The organism is Halosegnis longus, from assembly GCF_009663395.1.
GTDB lineage: Archaea > Halobacteriota > Halobacteria > Halobacteriales > Haloarculaceae > Halosegnis > Halosegnis longus.
In genome coordinates this window covers 321,718-338,357 of the sequence record NZ_QKNW01000001.1, presented here as the reverse complement: position 1 = coordinate 338,357, position 16,640 = coordinate 321,718, and the positions used below count along the sequence as shown (strand labels likewise).

The window sequence follows — 16,640 nt, the reverse complement described above, 5'->3', positions numbered from 1 at the left end:
TCTACAGCCGGTCGATGATTGCGTCGCCCACGTCGTCCGTCGACGCGCCGCCGCCGAGGTCGGGCGTCCGCGGCCCGTCGGCGAGCACCGACTCGACTGCGTCGCGGACGCGCGTTCCTTCTTCGTCGTAGCCGAGATGCTCTAACAGCATCGCGGTCGACAACACCGTCGCCGCGGGGTTCGCGATTCCCTCGCCGGCGATGTCGGGCGCGGTGCCGTGGACCGGTTCGAACAGCGCGTTCTCGGCACCGATGTTCGCCGACGGGAGCAGGCCGAGTCCCCCGACGAGCCCGGCCGCGAGGTCGGACAACACGTCGCCCGCGAGATTCGGACAGACGACCACGTCGAACGCCTCGGGGTCGAGCGGGAGTCTGGTCGCGAACGCGTCCATCAGGACCTCCTCGGTCTCGACGCCGTGCTCGCCGGCGACCCGCTGGACCGAATCGCGGAAGCGTCCGTCCGTCTCGCGCATCACGTTCGCCTTGTGTGCGATGTGGAAGCCGTCGGGCGCGAACTCGACGGCGAACTCGGCGAGTCGCTCGCTCGCGCTCGTCGTCGTGACGCGCGTCAGCGTCGAGAGGTCATCCGAGAGGCGGTCCTCGTGGCCCGCGTAGACCCCCTCCGTGTTCTCACGCAAGAAGACCACGTCAGTCTCCGGGCGGAGCGCGTCCACGCCCGGATACGCGCGGGCCGGCCGGACGTTGACGAACGAGCCGACGGCCTCTCGCAGCGGAAGAATCACGTCTGCGGCCGTCTCGCCGGCCGCACCGAACAGCGTCGCGTCGGCCTCGGCCACCGTCTCGTACGTCTCCGGCGGGAGCGGCTCGCCCGTCCGTTCGGCCACCGCGTCGCCGGCGTCGGCGTGGACGAACTCGAACTCCCCGACGGAAGCGAGCACGTCCACGGCGACGGGAACGACCTCCCGTCCGACGCCGTCGCCCTCGATGACCGCGACGGTCTCCGTCATTCCACGTTGGCGTACGGCAGTTCGTTCGCGACCTTCCGCGTCTCGGGGAGGTTCTGGTACATCAGCGCCGTGGTGTCCCACTTCCCCTCCACGAGGGCTTCCTTCATCGAGGGGTCGACGCCGACGCCGACCTCGCTGCCCTCGTAGACGACGCGCTCCTCCTCGATGTCGACCTCGACGCCGGCCTCGGGGTTCGACTCGATGAACGACTGGAGTCGGTCGACGGTGTCGGTGTCTGCCGTCACGGTCGGAATTCCCAGCGACTTGCAGTTGTCGCGGAAGATCTCCGCGAAGGACTCACCGACGATGGCCCGGATTCCCCAGCGCATCAGCGCCTGTGGCGCGTGTTCACGCGAGGAGCCACAGCCGAAGTTGTCGTTCACGACGAGGATGTTCGCGCCGTGGTACTCGTTGAACGGATGGTCGTTGAGATTTCCCTCGTCGTCGCGGCGGGCGTCGTAGAATGCGTACTCGCCCATGTCGTCGAAGGTAATCTCCTTCAGGAATCGCGCGGGAACAATCTGGTCGGTGTCGATATCGTCGCCGCGCATGGGGATACCCGTCCCCGTGACGCGCGTGATGGAACGCACCATCAGTTCCCACCTCCGAACGTCCGCACGTCAGCAATCTCGCCCTCGACGGCGGCGGCAGCCACCATCGCCGGCGACATCAGGACGGTTCGGCCCTCCTTCGACCCCTGTCTCCCGATGAAGTTCCGGTTCGACGAGGAGGCACACACCTCATCGCCCTCCAGCGAGTCGCCGTTCATGGCGAGACACATCGAACAGCCGGCCTGTCGCCACTGGAAGCCGGCGTCTTTGAATATCTGGTCGATACCCTCCTCTTCACACCGGGTGCGAACGGTCTCGGAACCGGGGACGGCGAGTGCGCGCACGCCCTCGTCGACGGTGTTCCCCTCCAGGATCTCGGCGGCGCGCCGGAAGTCGGAGACCCGACCGTTGGTGCAGGTGCCGAGGAAGGCAACGTCGACCTCGTACCCCTCCATCGTCTCGCCGGGCGTAATCTCCATGTGCTCGACCGCGGTCTCGGCGTTCTTGCGGTCTTTCCCCTCGAAGTCGTCGGGCGAGGGAATCGGCTCCGTGATGCCGGTGACCTGTCCGGGGTTGATACCCCACGTCACCATCGGGTCCAGGCCGTCGGCGTCGACGGTCACCACGTCGTCGTACTCGGCGTCGTCGTCCGAGCCGATGGTCTCCCAGTCGGCGACCAGCCGGTCCCACTCGTCGCCTTCGGGCGCGTACTGGCGACCCTCCAGGTAGTCGTAGGTGGTCTGGTCGGGGTTGACGTAGCCCGCGCGGGCACCGCCCTCGATGGACATGTTACAGACGGAGAGTCGCCCCTCCATGTCCATCGCCTCGATTGCCTCGCCGCCGTACTCGTACACGTGACCGACGCCGCCGTCGACGCCGAGTTCGCCGATGATGTGGAGAATCACGTCCTTGGGCGCGACGCCGTCCGACAGCTCGCCGGTCACCTCGACGCGGCGCACGTCCATCTTCTCGGCGGCGATACAGCCCGTCGCCAACACGTCCCGAATCTGTGAGGTGCCGATACCCATCGCGACGGCCCCGAACGCGCCGTGCGTCGAGGTGTGGGAGTCGCCACAGACGATGGTCTGGCCCGGCTGGGTCGCGCCCAACTCCGGCCCGACGACGTGGGCGATACCCTGCTTGCCGGACTCCAGCCCGTAGAAGTCGATGCCGGCCTCCTCGACGTTGGACTCGAGCGCCTGCAACATCGTCTCGGCCTGGTCGTCCTCGAAGGGGCGGTCGCGTGCTGCCGGGTCCGTCGGGATGATGTGGTCGGTCGTCGCCAGCGTCCGCTCCGGAAACGCCACGTCGATGTCGCGTTCGCGCAGCATGCCGAACGCCTGCGGGCTCGTCACCTCGTGCATCAGGTGCAGCCCGATGAACAGCTGGTCGCGACCGTCCGGCAGCTCCGCGACCTTGTGGCGGTCCCACACTTTGTCGTACAAGGTTCCGGAACTCATGCGAGCACCCCGCGAGCATGAGGCTGTGAGTCACGGCCCGCGCAGCGACGCGAGCAGGAATGTCTCACAGAACTCATCGGTCTGTGCTGTCGTAGACGCCGTTGGCGCTCGGGGCGTTCCGCGGCGGTGTGTGCGAGATATCACCGAGTGACGCCTCCGCGTCGTCGCGGTCACTCGCCGGCTCGCCGCCGTCGGCGGCGACGAACCGCCCGCGGCCGTACGTCTGTGTCTCGCCGAACGACTCCCCGGTGTAGGGGTTCGTGTGCTCGATGTCGCCCAGCTCAGTCATCGGCGGACACCCGTTCGGTCTCCTGTTCCTCCTCGTCGCCGCCCCACGCGAACAGCGCGCGCAGCTCCTCGCCCACGTCCTCGATGTCGTGGTTCTTCTCCGCCTGTCGAAGCTGGGTGTAGCTCGGGCGTCCGGCCTGATTCTCCGAAATCCACTCGCGGGCGAACTCGCCGCTCTGGACCTCTTCGAGCACGTCCTCCATGTTCTCGCGGGCGTGCTCGTCGACGATGCGGTCACCGCGGGTCAGCCCGCCGAACTCGGCGGTGTCGGACACGGAGTCCCACATCTCGGCGTGGCCGCCTTCGTACATCAGGTCCACGATGAGCTTGAGCTCGTTCAGACACTCGAAGTAGGCCATCTCGCGCGAGTACCCCGCCTCGACCAGCGTCTCGTACCCCTGCTTGACGAGCGAGGTGACGCCCCCACAGAGGACGGCCTGCTCGCCGAACAGGTCGGTCTCGGTCTCTTCCTGGAACGTCGTCTCGATGACGCCCGCGCGCGTGCAGCCGATTGCCTTCGCGTACGCGAGCCCGGTCTCGTGGGCGTCGCCGGTCGCGTCCTGATACACCGCGAGCAGCCCCGGCGTTCCTTCGTCGTGCTCGTAGTTACGCCGGACGAGGTGGCCGGGCGACTTCGGGGCGACCATCTGGACGTTCACGTCATCTCGCGGCGTGATCTGGTTGTAGTGGATGTTGAACCCGTGGGCGAACTGGAGGGTGTCGCCGGCGTCCAGTTCGTCGGCGATGGCGTCGTACACGTCCGGCTGGACCGTGTCCGGCACGAGCAGATTCACGATATCCGCGCGACCGGCGGCCTCCACCGGGGTCGCCACGTCGAGTCCGTCGGCCTTCGCCGCCTTGCGCGAAGAGGACCCCTTGCGCAGTCCGACGACCACGTCGACGCCCGAGTCGTCGAGGTTCTGGGCGTGGGCGTGACCCTGACTGCCGTAGCCGAGGATGGCTACCGTCGTGTCGTTCAGTACCGATTCGTCAGCGTCGTCGTCGTAGTATATCTCTGTCATTATTTGAGTCGCTCCGGTGCGATGGATGTCTTCGTCTCGCCACGGGCGAGGGCCGTTCGTCCCGTGCGGGCTATCTCGCGAACGCCGAACTGCTCGAAGGCGTCGAGGGCGTCGTCGATTTTCTGTTCGCGACCGGTCAACTCGACCGTGATGGTCCGGGGACCGGCATCGAGGGTGCGCCCCTCGTACATCTCGGTGATGGCGTGGACCTTGTCCGGCTCGTCGGCGTCCATCTTCACCAAGACGAGCTCGCGCTCGACGGCCTCGCGTTCGAGTTCGCGCGTGTGGATGACCGGGACGAGCTTGTCGAGTTGCTTTTCGATCTGGTCGATGTTCGGGTCCGGCTCCTCGACCACGACCGTGATGCGCGACCAGTCGGGGTTCTGTGTGGTTCCGACGGTCAGCGATTCGATGTTGTACTGCCGGCGGCTGAACAGCCCGGTCACCTTCGACAGCACGCCCGGCTCGTTCGCGACGAGCGCGGTGATGGTCGTCCGGCGCGGCTCGCGGGTCGCCTCCGTCTCGGGGTCGATGCGGATTCCCTGACTGTTGCGTCGCCCGACGGGTCGCTCCCGGTTTTCCGGGTCCGGACCGAGCAGCCCCGACTCGGGCGGTTCGCTCTCCTCGCGGCTCACAGGTGCTCACCTCGCAGGGCGAAGAGACCGTTGTCCCCGCCGCTTGGCACCATCGGGAACACGTCTTCCTCCGGGGCGATGCGAACGTCGACGACCGACGGTCCCTCGTAGTCGAGGGCTTCCTCGATGGTGCCCTCCACGTCGTCGTAGTCGTCGATGGTGAACCCTTCCGCGCCGAAGGCCTCGGCGACGGCGTCGAACTTCGGCATCCAGTCGTACTCCGAGGCCATCCGGCGGCCCTCGAAGAAACCGTCCTGCCACTGGCGCACCATCCCGATGAACTGGTTGTTCAACACGAAGACGGTGATGTCCATCTGCTCGCGGGCCGCGACGGTCAGCTCCTGACACGTCATCAGGAAGGAGCCGTCGCCGTCGAAACAGACGACGGTCTGGTCGTCGTCGGCCGCGACGCGCGCGCCGATGGCCGCGGGCACGCCGTAGCCCATCGTCCCCAGTCCGTGGCTCGAAATCCACGTCCGGGGCTGGGTGAAGGTCCAGTACTGGCAGGCCCACATCTGGTGTTGGCCGACGCCGGTCGTGACGACGGTGTCGTCGTCTGTCGCGGCGTCGACCGCCTCCACGACGAACTGCGGTTTGACGGGCGCGTCCTCCTCGATGTGGTAATCGAGGGGGTACTCCTGCTTCCAGTCGGTACACCGCTCACACCAGTCGGCGGTGTCCGGCGAGCGGTCCATCGCGGCCGCGAACTGCTTGATGACCGCGCGGGCATCGCCGACCAGCCCGAAGTCGGCTTCGACGTTCTTCGAGATTTCTGCGGGGTCGATGTCGACGTGGATGATTTCGGCGTCGGGCGCGAACGTCTCCACGCCGCCGGTCAGGCGGTCGTCGAAGCGCGTCCCGACGGCGAACATGCAGTCGGTCATCGTCAGCGCCATGTTGGCGTAGCCGGTGCCGTGCATCCCGCCCCACTCTAGGGAGAGCTCGTGGTCTTCCGGGAACGCGCCGATACCGGGCATTGTCGTGACGACCGGAATCTCGTGTTCGATGGCGAACTCGCCCAGCTGCTCGCTCGCCTCCGCGCGGATGACGCCCCCGCCCGCGAGGATGACGGGGCGGTCGGCCTGCTGGAGCGCGTCGGCGGCGCGGCCGACGGCGCGTTCGTCTGCCGTCTCGGCCGGCACGTACGTCGGTGGGGTGCGCGGTGGCCCCGGCTCGCGGTCGGTCTCGCCGTTCGAGACGTCCTTCGGGAGGTCGACGAGCGTCGGTCCCTGTCGGCCGCGGTTTGCCATCGCGAACGCCTCGCCGACGGTGTCGCCGACGGAGTCGGGGTCGTCCGCGAAGTAGTTCTCCTTCGTAATCGGGCGGGTGACGCCCGTCGTGTCCGTCTCCTGGAAGGCGTCGCTACCGACGAAATCCGTCGGCACCTGGCCCGTCAACGCGACCACGGGGTCGGAGTCCATGTCCGCGTCGGCGATGCCGGTGACGAGGTTCGTCGCGCCCGGCCCGGAGGTGGCCAGACAGATGCCCGGGTCACCGTCGACCGCGCCGTAGGCGTCGGCGGCGTGGACGGCCCCTTGCTCGTGGGCCATCGTGAGATGCGTCATCTCGGAGTCGTACAGCGCGTCGTAGATGGGCATGATTGCCCCGCCCTGCACGCCGAACAGGTGTTCGACGCCGGCGTTCTCCAGCGCGCGGACGACCGACTCCGCGCCCGTCGTCACCGGCGTCGGCTCGTCGGCTTCGTCGCTGGCTGTTGTCTGTTCGCTACTCATCGGTTCGTGGTGTGGTGGTGTCGTGCCATCGGTAGGGGTGGCTGGTGGTCGAAAACGGTGCGAACGGTCGGTGGAAAATAGGTACTGTAGGGGCTCAGACCCCTACAATACGAAGCTGCGCGACGCTCACGGTCGGACGAACCAGAGCGTGTGCGTCGGCCATCTGTACGCGTCACTCGTCGTGGGTAAATAAAACGGCACACACTCGCGCAAACGTTACCGCGACGGCGGGCGCGGTGCTCGCCGGCGGGCGCGGTCGCGGGTGTCGCCCTCACGTTCTGACCTCAGACTCCCGCTTCTTGATGCCGATGTCGTCGGCGAACCGCTCTAAGACGGCGACGGTGATGCGCTCTTTTTCGGCGCCGCGGTCTTTCACCCGCCGCGTCACCTCGCGCACCTCGTCGTCCGTCGGGTCGTACCCCTGCTCGGTGAGCCGCTCCCGAACGGAGTGTTGGCCGGTGTGTTTTCCCAACACCAGCTCGCGGGTTGCACCCACCATCTCCGGGGTCATCACGCCCGGCTCGAACGTGTCGCTGTTCTCGATTACGCCGGCCGCGTGAATCCCCGACTCGTGGGCGAACGCGTTTGCACCCACGACGGGCTTGTTGTCCGGCACCGGCATGTCGCTGCGGTCTGCGACCAGCCGCGACAGCTCCGTGATGCGGGTGGTGTCGATGCCGGTGTCGTAGTTGTACAGCGACTCCAGCGCCATCACGACCTCCTCGTAGGCGGCGTTGCCGGCGCGCTCGCCGATGCCGTTGACCGACACCTGCGCCTGCGTCGCCCCGGCCTCGAAGCCCGAGAGGGCGTTGGCCGACGCCAGCCCGAAGTCGTCGTGCGCGTGCACGTCGACGCTGGCGTCAGTGTGGTCCAACACCGTCCGCACCACGTCGGCGAAGGTGCTCGGCGTCCCGACGCCGCAGGTGTCGGGGATGTTAATCCAGTCCGTGCCGGCCGCACTGACCGCCTCGATAATCTCGATCAGGAACGATTCCTCCGTCCGGGTCGCGTCCATGGGCGAGAACATGCACTCCACGCCCGCTTCCTTGACCCGTTCGACGCTGGCGACCGCACGCTCGACCGCGTCCTCGCGGGTCGCGTGCATGCTGTCCTGCAGCTGCACGTCGCTCGTGGAGACGAAGACGTGGACCATCTCGACGCCGCTGTCGAGGGCTGCCTCCACATCTCCTTCCACGACGCGCGCCAGGCCGCAGGTCGTCCCCTTCGTGTGTTCCGCGATGTCGCGGACGGCCTCGAACTCCGCGTCGGAGTTGACCGGGAACCCCGCCTCGATGACGTGGGTCCCCATCTCGTCGAGTACCGCCGCTATCTCGCGCTTGTCCTCGTACGAGAAGGACGTGCGTGGCGACTGTTCGCCGTCGCGCAGCGTGGTGTCGAAAATCCGTGCTTCGTCGATTTCGGGGGTATTAGATACTGTGCCCGCGAAGAACTCGACCCGCCGACTCAGTCGACGTTACCTCTTGTGTCATGGTATCTCAATTCAGAGGGGTCACGGTATTTAATCGTTGTGTCGACACAGTTGTTGCCGGCTCGCGCGAGACATTCGCCCGATTTTAGCACACTCATATCTACAATTCTGTGTAGATGGTATTCTATTCGGAATACACAGGTCAAACGTTCAGAAATTGGTCGGGCTGGGGCGCGCACAACCCACCGTCCGGCGGGCGCGTGGATTTTTGCCCGCCGGGCGTCCACGGGTAGCTATGAGCGAGTTCGAACTCGACTTGCAGTCGGCGGAAGGGGACATGGACGTGCCCGACACGGACAGCGTGGTGCTCGGCATCTTAGACGGCGAGACGCCCGACGCCGAGTGGATTGCGCTCGTCGAGGCGGGCAACACCCTCGTGCTCGACATCGAGGGGGACCTCTCCGAGCTTGCGGCCGGCTTCGCCACCGAGATTACGGACCTCGGCGGCGAGCTGATGCACTTTCGCGGCTTCCTCGTCGTCTCGCCGCCGGGCCGCGACATCGACACCGACCGACTCTAACTCTCCGGGCCGGGGCGTAGTTCGTCCACGTCCGCCCCACAGCCCGCACACTCCAGAACGTAGCCGTCGCCCTCTACCCGGTAGTCGCGGTTGGTCACCTCACCGCAGGCCGGACACTCCTCCTCGATGACGGCGCGGTCGCTGTCCTTCGGTGCGCCCGCCGCGATGAGCCGACAGCCGTCCGCGCCGGCGACACCCTTCTGTGGCGCGCCGGCGGGAACGAAGAACGCCTCGCCCGCCTCGACGGTGTGGTCTCCGTCCGCTGTCTCGACACGAAGGGTCCCGTCGAGCACGTAGAACAGTTCCTCGTGGTCGGGATGGTGGTGGTACCCCCACGGGATTCGTTCGCCGGGGTCCGCGACGATGACGTTGAAGCCGAACTCGCTCGCGCCGACAGCCTCGTCGAGTTCCTTCTTGTGGCGGGTGGGGTTCGGGGCGTCGGGCAGCGCGTCGACGACGACGTGTTCGTACTCGTGGTCGGTCACAGCGACACTGTGTCGCACACGACCAAAGCGTGTGCGGCTGTGGGGCTTATTAGCCCGCCGCCCCTCACTCGTGGTATGCCAATGAAGGGGGACGGTACGACGGAGCCGCGCCAAATTGACGACGCCGACGACGGCGTCGGCTGGATTGCGTACCCCGACGAGGGGATGCAACGCGCCTCGCACGCGCTCGCGACCGACGCCGGCACGCTGCTCGTCGACCCGGTCGACGCCGACGGCGTGGAAGAACTCTACGCCGACCGCGGCGAGGTCGGCGGCGTCGCTATCCTCTTAGACCGTCACGTCCGCGACGCCGAGGTGTTTGCCGACCGCCACGACGTGCCCGTGTACGCGCCGTCGTGGATGAGCGTCGACAAGAAACTCGACGGGAGCGCCGAACCAATCGAGGCGTTCCTCGACGACACCGACTACGACTGTATCGACCTCGGCGTGCCGGTGTGGGACGAGGCGATTCTCACCGACGGCGAGACGCTCGTCGTCCCCGAGGCGCTCGGGACGGTCGGTTACTTCTGTGCCGGCGACGAACCGATCGGCGTCCACCCGATGTTGCGGCTGTTCCCGCCGCGGTCGCTGCGCGAGTACGACACGAAGCGAGTGCGCGTCGGCCACGGCGCGGGCATCGCCGCGGAGACGACGATGCTGATTCGCGACGCCGTCGACAACGCGCGCCGCCGACTGCCGAAGGCGTATCTCGGTGCTTTGCGCGAGTTCCTCTGAGTCACTGTTATACCCGCGACGCACCTCCGTGCTCGTGTGCCGTATCTCACTCGCGGACTCGTGACCGTGCTGCTGGAGATGGCCAGCGACCGCGACCCGAAGTCGCTGACCGTCGCGCTCGTGACACAGCCGGCCGGCGACCTCGACGGCTGTACGCTCGACCCGGCCCAGCCGGTCTTCACCGAGTTCTACCTGCCCGACGCAGCCGGCTCGCTCGATGCCGTCTTCGGGATGGACATCGGGACGCCCGACTCGGACGGTCGCTTCATCTCACACCCAGACGGGCCGCTGGACGTCGTCACGACCGACGACTTCCACAGCGTCGTCTTCGTCGCCGTCCCGCCGTACGACCGCGATTCGTTCGCCGCCTTCGACCGCTCGGGAACGGAACTGCCACTCACCGTCCTCGACGTCGAGCCGGAGGAGACGCCCTTCGAGGGTTAACGCAGGTAGCCGAGGTCGTGGAGCTGGTCGGCGATTTCCTGAAACTCGGCTTCCGTCAGCTCCCCGCCCTGCTGGTGTTGGATGACGATGCTCCGCAGCAGGAACCGGACGAGGTCGGAAGTCGATGAAAAGCTCGTCCCCTCGATGGTCTCGTCGACGCGCTCGGCGAGGTCCTTCGGAATCGAAACCGTGGTGTAGTCGGTCACACCGCTACTCGTCGCTCCCGGCTGTTTTGCGTTTCGGCGGCTCCTCGTCGTCGTCGGCGAGGCGTTCGACCAACTGCTCCATCCGGCGGGTCTGCTCGCGGTTCGCCGTGATAATCACGTCCGACAACACACCGAACACGAGTAGCTGGACCCCGAGGATGACGGCCGCGGCCCCGACGACGGTGAGCGCCTCGTGCGAGACGGGCGGGGTCCGCAGGAACCACTCGACGCCGACGTAGACGGCAATCACCAGCCCGGCGAGCAGCGACAGGGAGCCGACCGAGCCGAAGTAGAAGAGCGGATTGCTGGTTTTCGCCAGCCGGTACAGCGTCGCGAAGATGCGCGCGCCGTCAGCAATCGGGTGGAGGTTCGTCTCCGAGCCGGCGGGTCGGGCGCGGTAGGTGATGGGAACGACCTCGACGGTCGTGCCGTGTTTGACCGCCTCGACGGAGAGTTCGGTCTCGATGCCGAACCCGTCAGCCGAGAGGGCGTACCGCTGGAACGACTGTCGGGTGAAGGCGCGATATCCCGAGAGGATATCGCCGAGTCGTTTCCCGTGGATAATCCCGAACACGCGGTTCGCCAGGCGATTGCCGACCTTGTTGAGCCGGGTCATCGCCCCCGATTCGAGATTCGCGAACCGGTCGCCGATGACGTGTTCGGCCCGGCCGTGCTGAATCGGGTCCAGCATGCGCTCGGCGTCGCTCGGGTCGTAGGTGCCGTCGGCGTCGGCCATCAACACCACGGGACGGTGAATCTCCTCGTCGATGGCCTGTCGAATCGCCTGTCCCTTCCCGTGGCCGCGCTGCTTGACGACGCGGGCACCGGCCTCCCGCGCTCGCGTTCGCGTGTCGTCGTCGGACCCGCCGTCGACGACGAGCACCTCGTCGAAGCCAGCCTCGCGGAAGCCGGCGACGACGGAGCCGACGGTCTCGGCCTCGTTTATGGCCGGCAGGAGGACGCAGACCTCGGCGGGATTCATACGCCGAGGTGGTTTCCCCGCCTGTGAAAAGCTTCCGACAGGCGGTTACGGGTCGATTCGCACCCGTTCGCGCGCCTCATCGACGGCCTCGCGCATCCCCTGCTCGAAGGCGGTCTCGCCGTACTGTTCGGCCGCTGTCGCAATTCGCTCGGCGTCCCACTCGACGCCCGACTCCTGCAGGCGGTCGAGGGCCGCAGCGAGGTTCTCACTGCCACGGTCGTACAACAGGCCGTTCTGGCCGTCGTGAATCTGATAGCGCGTGTAGCCGTCACGGACCCCGACGACGGGAGTCCCGCTCGCCAGCGCCTCGACGGGGACGATACCGAAATCCTCGTTGCGGGCCGCGAAGACGAATCCCCGTGCCCGTGCGAGCAGGTCGCGTTTCTCCGACTCCGAGAGGAATCCCCGGAACTCGACGTTGTCCGTCGCTATCTCGCGCAAGCGGTCGGCCTCCGGCCCGTCGCCGCCGACGACGAGGCGGTCGTCGCGGTCGGCGAACGCGCGCACGATCTCGTCGATGCGTTTCGACTCGTCCAGCCGCGAGAAGGTGAAGAAGAAGCCGTCGCGCTCCTCGTGGGGACGCACCTCGTAGCTGTCGACCGGCACCGGCGGATAGACGACGCGCACGTCGTCGATACCCCAGTAGCGGCGCACCCGGCGCGCGATAAGCTCGGAGTTGGCGACGTACACGTCGGGATACGCGAGGTTCTGCGCGTAGAGCAGGCGGGTCGCGAACGCGTACGCGCGGACGAGCGGGTCGCCGCCCTTGTCCGGAAACCGGTCGTAGGCGGCCCGCGGCGTCGAGTGGACGTACTTTACCACCGGTTGGTCGTCCGGCGGGACGTACCACCCCGGCTCGTTCCCGCTCTGGACGAGCACGTCGTACTCGTGGAGCTGGGGGACGTGTTGGAACGCCCAGACGTAGAACGCGTCGCGAACGAGCGGGGATTCCTTCCAGCGAGCGAGCAGCGAGTCGTCGAACAGGCTCACGTGGTCGGTGTCGTTGTCCGGGAGGGCGTCGTCGTTGCCGAATCCGTAGTACAGCGGCGCGTCGAACGTCTCCGCGAGCCGTTCGGCGACCACTTCGCCGCCACCGTGCGCGAGATAGTTACCGTGGACGACGGCGATGTCTGTCATACGCGATGCTCTCGGCGTCGGCCCTTATTCGTTGTCTCCCCTCGTTCGCCGTCCGTGCCGACTCACCGCCAGTGGTAGTAGCCGTACAGATAGCCGAGCCCTGTCACGACGGTCAAGACGAGCAACATCAGGAACTGCTGGAGCCTCGCGCTCGTCGGCTCCGAGACGAGTCCGCGAACGCGGTCGGGGAGATACTCGCCCGCGAGCCGGCCGAGGAAAGCGGTCTCGTCGCCGCTGGACTCGGGGACGAACCGCGCCATCCCGCGCTTCGAGACGCCCTGCCAGAAGGCGCGTTTGAGCAGCCACACCGGGTCCGTCCGGTAGTCGTAGATCCTGTGCTCGACGATTGCGTCGGGGACGTACCAGACGCCCTCGCCGAACTCGTCCGCGAGCCGGATACACAGCTCCGTCTCGCCGCCCTGCATCTGCTTGTCGCCCTTCCGGCCGCCGACGGTCGGCTCGAAGCCGCCCAGCGTCTCGAACGTCTCGGCGCGGAAGGCCAGATTCGACCCCATTCCGTTGCGAATCTCGCCCGCCCGCTCGCGGTCGCCCTCGGGGCCGAAGCCACGATGGGCCGCGCCGATGAGAAAGTAGAACTCCTCGGGGAGAAAGTCGGGCTTGTCGGCGACCCACCGGGGAACCATCCGGCCGCCCGTCGCGTGGCGGTCGTGGGTCTCGTGGGCGGCGACGAGTTTCTCCAGCCAGTCGGGGGCGGCGACGGCGTCGTCGTCGATGAACGCGACGATGTCGCCCGTCGCGACGGCCGCGCCGCGGTTGCGAGCGACGAGCAGTCCCTGATTTGCATCGAGGCTCGCGATTCGCACGTCGGGGTGGTCGCCGTAGTCGCGTTCCATCAGCTCGGTCACGCGCGCGGACCCGTCGGAGACGAGGACGACCTCCACGTCGTCGTACGTGCCCGCGAGCACGGAGTCGGCGGCGGCCCGGAGGTCGGTGTAGCGGTCCGGCTCGTGGGTACAGACCACGACTGACACCTGCATGCCGACCACTCCACGGGCGGGCGATATGGGTCTTGTCTCTCGTCGGGGACATGAGAAGGCTTATGCGTGTTTTCGAGCACTTCGAACCAATGAGTGACTCCGCCGAATCTCGCGAGCAGTCGGTGTTCGACCGGCTCCGCGAGGTGTATCATATCCCGCTTCTGGCACTCGCCGTGCTGTTCGCGGCGTGGGTGCGCACGCGCGGGTGGCGACAGTACGTCACCGACGACGGCGTCCTGTTTGCCAGCAACGACCCGTGGTACCATTATCGCGCCGTTCAGTACACCGTCGAACACTGGCCGTTTACCATCGGCTTCGACCCGTGGACCGGCTACCCCGAAGGCGTCGCAGTCGGCCAGTTCGGCACGCTGTTCGACCAGCTCATCGCGACGGCCGCACTCGTCATCGGCCTCGGCAGCCCGAGCGAACAGACCGTCCAGATGGTCCACCTGTTCGCGCCGGTCGTCTTCGGTGCCCTCGCACTCCTCCCAATCTACGTGCTCGCGCGCGGTCTCTCCGACCGCACCGGCGGGCTCGTCTCCGTGCTCTTCCTGTCGCTCGCCTCGGGGGCGTTCCTCCAGCGCGGACTCGTCGGTAGCTCCGACCACCACATCGCCGAGGTGCTCTTCTTCGCCGTCGCCGCTGCGACCATCGCCGCGACGCTTCGGGTCGCTATGGCGGAGAAACCGATCTTCGAACTGCTCGCCCAGCGTGAGTTCGACGCCATGCGTCGCCCGCTCGTCTGGGGTGGGCTCTCCGGGCTCGCGCTCGCGGTGTACGTCTGGACGTGGCCGCCGGCCGTCTTCTTCGTCGGCCTGCTCGGCATCTTCTTCGCGCTCGCCGCCGCGCTGTATCAGGTCCGCGGCGTCAGCCCCGACCACGTGCTCTTCGTCGGTGTGATCATGGGCGTCGTCTTCGCGCTCCTCACGCTGGTCACCATCGACGTGTTCACCATCGACGCGGTGAAGCTCTCGCTGCTCCAGCCGCTGCTCGGTGTCGGACTTGCCGCCGGCTGTGGCTTCCTCGCGGCGTTCGCCCGCCTGTGGGACGACCGCGAGCTCGACGCCCGACTCTACCCGCTGGGTGTGCTCGGCGTCGGCGTCGTCGGGCTCGGTGCGTTCGCACTCGTCCTTCCCGAGACGTTCGACTACTTCGTCGGGCAGGTGTCGCGCATCTTCGGCTACACCGCGACCCAGGAGTCCCGGACCGTGCAGGAGGCACAGCCGATTCCGCTCGCCGAGGTCGGCTCGCGGTTCTATCAGAGCTTCGGGCTGGGATTCTACGTCGCCCTCGTCGGAGCGGTCGTCGCCCTCTACCGGCTCGCGACCGACGACGAGCCGCGCAGCGACCTGCTGCTCGTGCTCGTGCTCTTCGGCGGGATGTTCCTCGCCGCGATCACCCAACAGCGGTTCGGCTACTACCTCGCGGTGCCGGTCGCCGCGCTGACCGGCTACGCGGCCGCGTTCACGTTCGGCATCGTCGACGTGCGCGAGCGAATCGCCGCCATGGAGCAGCCGACCGCCTACCAGGTGATGGCGGTGTTGACCGTCCTGCTCGTCGTCGCCGCTCCGCTTGCCGTCGGCACCATCTCCCAGCAGACGCAGGCAGGGACCCAACGCTACAACGCGGTCGATGTCGCGCAGGGGTCCGCGAACCCCGGTGAGGTGACCCGGTGGACGGGGACGCTCGACTGGATGAACGAGAACACGCCCGCAATCGGTGCCTACGGCGACGGGACGCCGAGCGACCTCGAGTATCTCGGCACCTACGACCGCACCGACGACTACCAGTACGCCGACGGCGAGTACGGCACCCTCGCGTGGTGGGACTACGGCCACTGGATTACGGTCCTCGGCGAGCGGATTCCGAACGCGAACCCGTTCCAGCAGAACGCCGGCTACGCGGCCGACGTGCTGCTCGCGCCCGACGAGGAGACCGCGACCGGCATGCTCGACAACGGCAACGGCGAGCAGACCCGATACGTCATGGTCGACTACCAGCTCGGGATGCCCGGCACGCGCAAGTACAGCGCCCCGACCGCGTTCACCGACTACGACGTGAACGCGACGGAACTCCAGCAGTACATCTACACGTCCTCCTCCATCGACCAGGTCATCGAACAGCAGGACAACAGCCTCGCGCGGACGCTCACGCTGTTGAGCTCACAGCGCGCCTACGAGAGTCTCCGCGTCCGCCTGTATCAGGGCCACGGGAGCCGCATGTCGCCGGTCAACGACGACGGCAGCGTCACCGTCTACGACTGGGACCTGAATCGCGGCATTCCGGTCGCCTCGCAAGGAAACCTCACTCGCCGGTTCGCCAACATGAGCGCCGCACAGGAGTTCGTCGATGAGGACGGCACCGCACAGATCGGCGGCGTGCCGGGCACGCCGACCGAGACCGTCGAGGCGCTCGAACAGTTCCGGCTCGTCCACGCGAGCAGTGAATCGTCCGCGCGTGACCCGCGCCGCGCCGCGGTCAAGACGTTCGAGCGCGTTCCGGGTGCCGAGGTGACCGTCGAGGGGCCGGCCGACACGACCGTCACCGCACAGGTCCAGATGAACATGACCGCCCGCGAGCGCCAGCGGCCGACGGTCGTCGACGGACAACTCCAGTACACTGGGACCGGCCAGCCCGAGACGTTCGTCTACGAACAGCAGGTGACGACGGACGCCGACGGTGAGGCGACGTTCCGGCTCCCGTACTCGACGACCGGCTACGAGGAGTACGGCGTCGATGCCGGCTACACGAACGTCAGTGTTCGCGCCGCCGGTCCCTACCAGTTCACGACGCCGGTCGAGACGGACGAGCAGACGCTCGTCACCGACCGCTACAACGCGACGGCCGACGTGACCGAAGGCCAGGTGCTCGGCGAGGAGGACGGCGCCACGATTACGCTCGAACGGACGGTCATCGACCGCCCCGAGGGCGCACAGGAGTCGAACACGACCGAGATGATGGCTCCGACGCCTGAACTCGCGCCGTAAC

Annotated in this window: 17 protein-coding genes; 4 read left to right on the top strand and 13 right to left on the bottom strand. The window is 67.2% G+C overall.

The features are described 5' to 3' along the window. Position 1: 1 nt before the first annotated feature. The 8 genes from DM818_RS01840 to DM818_RS01805 all read right to left on the bottom strand — a co-directional run bounded on the left by DM818_RS01840 (position 2) and on the right by DM818_RS01805 (position 8,124). Positions 2–967, bottom strand: a complete 966-nt coding sequence (locus DM818_RS01840) for an isocitrate/isopropylmalate dehydrogenase family protein (protein ID WP_123123955.1) — start codon at positions 965–967, stop codon at positions 2–4. Further along, positions 964–1,560: a 3-isopropylmalate dehydratase small subunit gene (gene leuD / locus DM818_RS01835; RefSeq protein ID WP_153952232.1), complete on the bottom strand. Its 597-nt coding sequence runs from the start codon at positions 1,558–1,560 to the stop codon at positions 964–966. The genes DM818_RS01840 and leuD overlap by 4 nt, the downstream gene beginning before the upstream one ends. Next, entirely contained in the window at positions 1,560–2,978 is a 1,419-nt protein-coding gene (gene leuC / locus DM818_RS01830; RefSeq protein ID WP_153952231.1) for a 3-isopropylmalate dehydratase large subunit, read from the bottom strand. Before leuC ends, leuD begins: the two co-directional genes overlap by 1 nt. A gap of 73 nt (positions 2,979–3,051) precedes the next feature. Continuing rightward, positions 3,052–3,267 carry a hypothetical protein gene (locus DM818_RS01825; RefSeq protein WP_075935958.1) on the bottom strand — a complete coding sequence of 72 codons (216 nt, stop codon included), beginning with the start codon at positions 3,265–3,267 and terminating at the stop codon, positions 3,052–3,054. After that, positions 3,260–4,288, bottom strand: coding sequence for a ketol-acid reductoisomerase (gene ilvC, locus DM818_RS01820; RefSeq protein WP_075935959.1), 1,029 nt, complete (start codon positions 4,286–4,288; stop codon positions 3,260–3,262). The genes DM818_RS01825 and ilvC overlap by 8 nt, the downstream gene beginning before the upstream one ends. Continuing rightward, positions 4,288–4,923: an acetolactate synthase small subunit gene (ilvN, locus tag DM818_RS01815; RefSeq protein ID WP_075935960.1), complete on the bottom strand. Its 636-nt coding sequence runs from the start codon at positions 4,921–4,923 to the stop codon at positions 4,288–4,290. The genes ilvC and ilvN overlap by 1 nt, the downstream gene beginning before the upstream one ends. Next, complete coding sequence (gene ilvB, locus DM818_RS01810) at positions 4,920–6,656, bottom strand: biosynthetic-type acetolactate synthase large subunit (RefSeq protein WP_075935961.1); 1,737 nt, start codon at positions 6,654–6,656, stop codon at positions 4,920–4,922. The genes ilvN and ilvB overlap by 4 nt, the downstream gene beginning before the upstream one ends. Before the next feature lie 271 nt (positions 6,657–6,927). Continuing rightward, a complete protein-coding gene (locus tag DM818_RS01805; RefSeq protein ID WP_075935962.1) occupies positions 6,928–8,124 on the bottom strand; it encodes a LeuA family protein in 1,197 nt (398 codons plus the stop codon). 256 nt (positions 8,125–8,380) lie between these two features. Between DM818_RS01805 and DM818_RS01800 the strand changes: the two genes are divergently transcribed. Continuing rightward, positions 8,381–8,665, top strand: coding sequence for a DUF5779 family protein (locus DM818_RS01800; RefSeq protein WP_075935963.1), 285 nt, complete (start codon positions 8,381–8,383; stop codon positions 8,663–8,665). Here DM818_RS01800 and DM818_RS01795 read toward each other — a convergent pair. Further along, complete coding sequence (locus tag DM818_RS01795) at positions 8,662–9,150, bottom strand: cupin domain-containing protein (protein ID WP_075935964.1); 489 nt, start codon at positions 9,148–9,150, stop codon at positions 8,662–8,664. The genes DM818_RS01800 and DM818_RS01795 overlap by 4 nt on opposite strands. A gap of 75 nt (positions 9,151–9,225) precedes the next feature. On the opposite strand from DM818_RS01795, the gene DM818_RS01790 reads away from it, so the two are divergent. Together DM818_RS01790 and DM818_RS01785 are read left to right on the top strand one after the other, a co-directional pair. Further along, complete coding sequence (locus tag DM818_RS01790) at positions 9,226–9,885, top strand: hypothetical protein (protein WP_075935965.1); 660 nt, start codon at positions 9,226–9,228, stop codon at positions 9,883–9,885. A 78-nt stretch (positions 9,886–9,963) separates the two neighbouring features. Beyond that, entirely contained in the window at positions 9,964–10,329 is a 366-nt protein-coding gene (locus DM818_RS01785; protein ID WP_394329547.1) for a hypothetical protein, read from the top strand. Here the strand turns inward: DM818_RS01785 and DM818_RS01780 are convergent. The 4 genes from DM818_RS01780 to DM818_RS01765 form a co-directional block, all read right to left on the bottom strand. Then, positions 10,326–10,535: a ribbon-helix-helix domain-containing protein gene (locus DM818_RS01780; RefSeq protein ID WP_075935967.1), complete on the bottom strand. Its 210-nt coding sequence runs from the start codon at positions 10,533–10,535 to the stop codon at positions 10,326–10,328. The genes DM818_RS01785 and DM818_RS01780 overlap by 4 nt on opposite strands. A 4-nt stretch (positions 10,536–10,539) precedes the next feature. Beyond that, positions 10,540–11,517 carry an S-layer glycoprotein N-glycosyltransferase AglJ gene (aglJ, locus tag DM818_RS01775; RefSeq protein WP_075935968.1) on the bottom strand — a complete coding sequence of 326 codons (978 nt, stop codon included), beginning with the start codon at positions 11,515–11,517 and terminating at the stop codon, positions 10,540–10,542. Positions 11,518–11,562: 45 nt separating this feature from the next. After that, entirely contained in the window at positions 11,563–12,654 is a 1,092-nt protein-coding gene (locus DM818_RS01770) for a glycosyltransferase (protein WP_075935969.1), read from the bottom strand. Between the two features lie 62 nt (positions 12,655–12,716). Continuing rightward, positions 12,717–13,652, bottom strand: coding sequence for a glycosyltransferase family 2 protein (locus tag DM818_RS01765; protein WP_075935970.1), 936 nt, complete (start codon positions 13,650–13,652; stop codon positions 12,717–12,719). A gap of 89 nt (positions 13,653–13,741) precedes the next feature. Here DM818_RS01765 and DM818_RS01760 point away from each other — a divergent pair, with 89 nt between their 5' ends. Further along, positions 13,742–16,639, top strand: coding sequence for an oligosaccharyl transferase, archaeosortase A system-associated (locus tag DM818_RS01760; RefSeq protein WP_172977274.1), 2,898 nt, complete (start codon positions 13,742–13,744; stop codon positions 16,637–16,639). The last annotated feature ends 1 nt before the right edge of the window (position 16,640 follow it).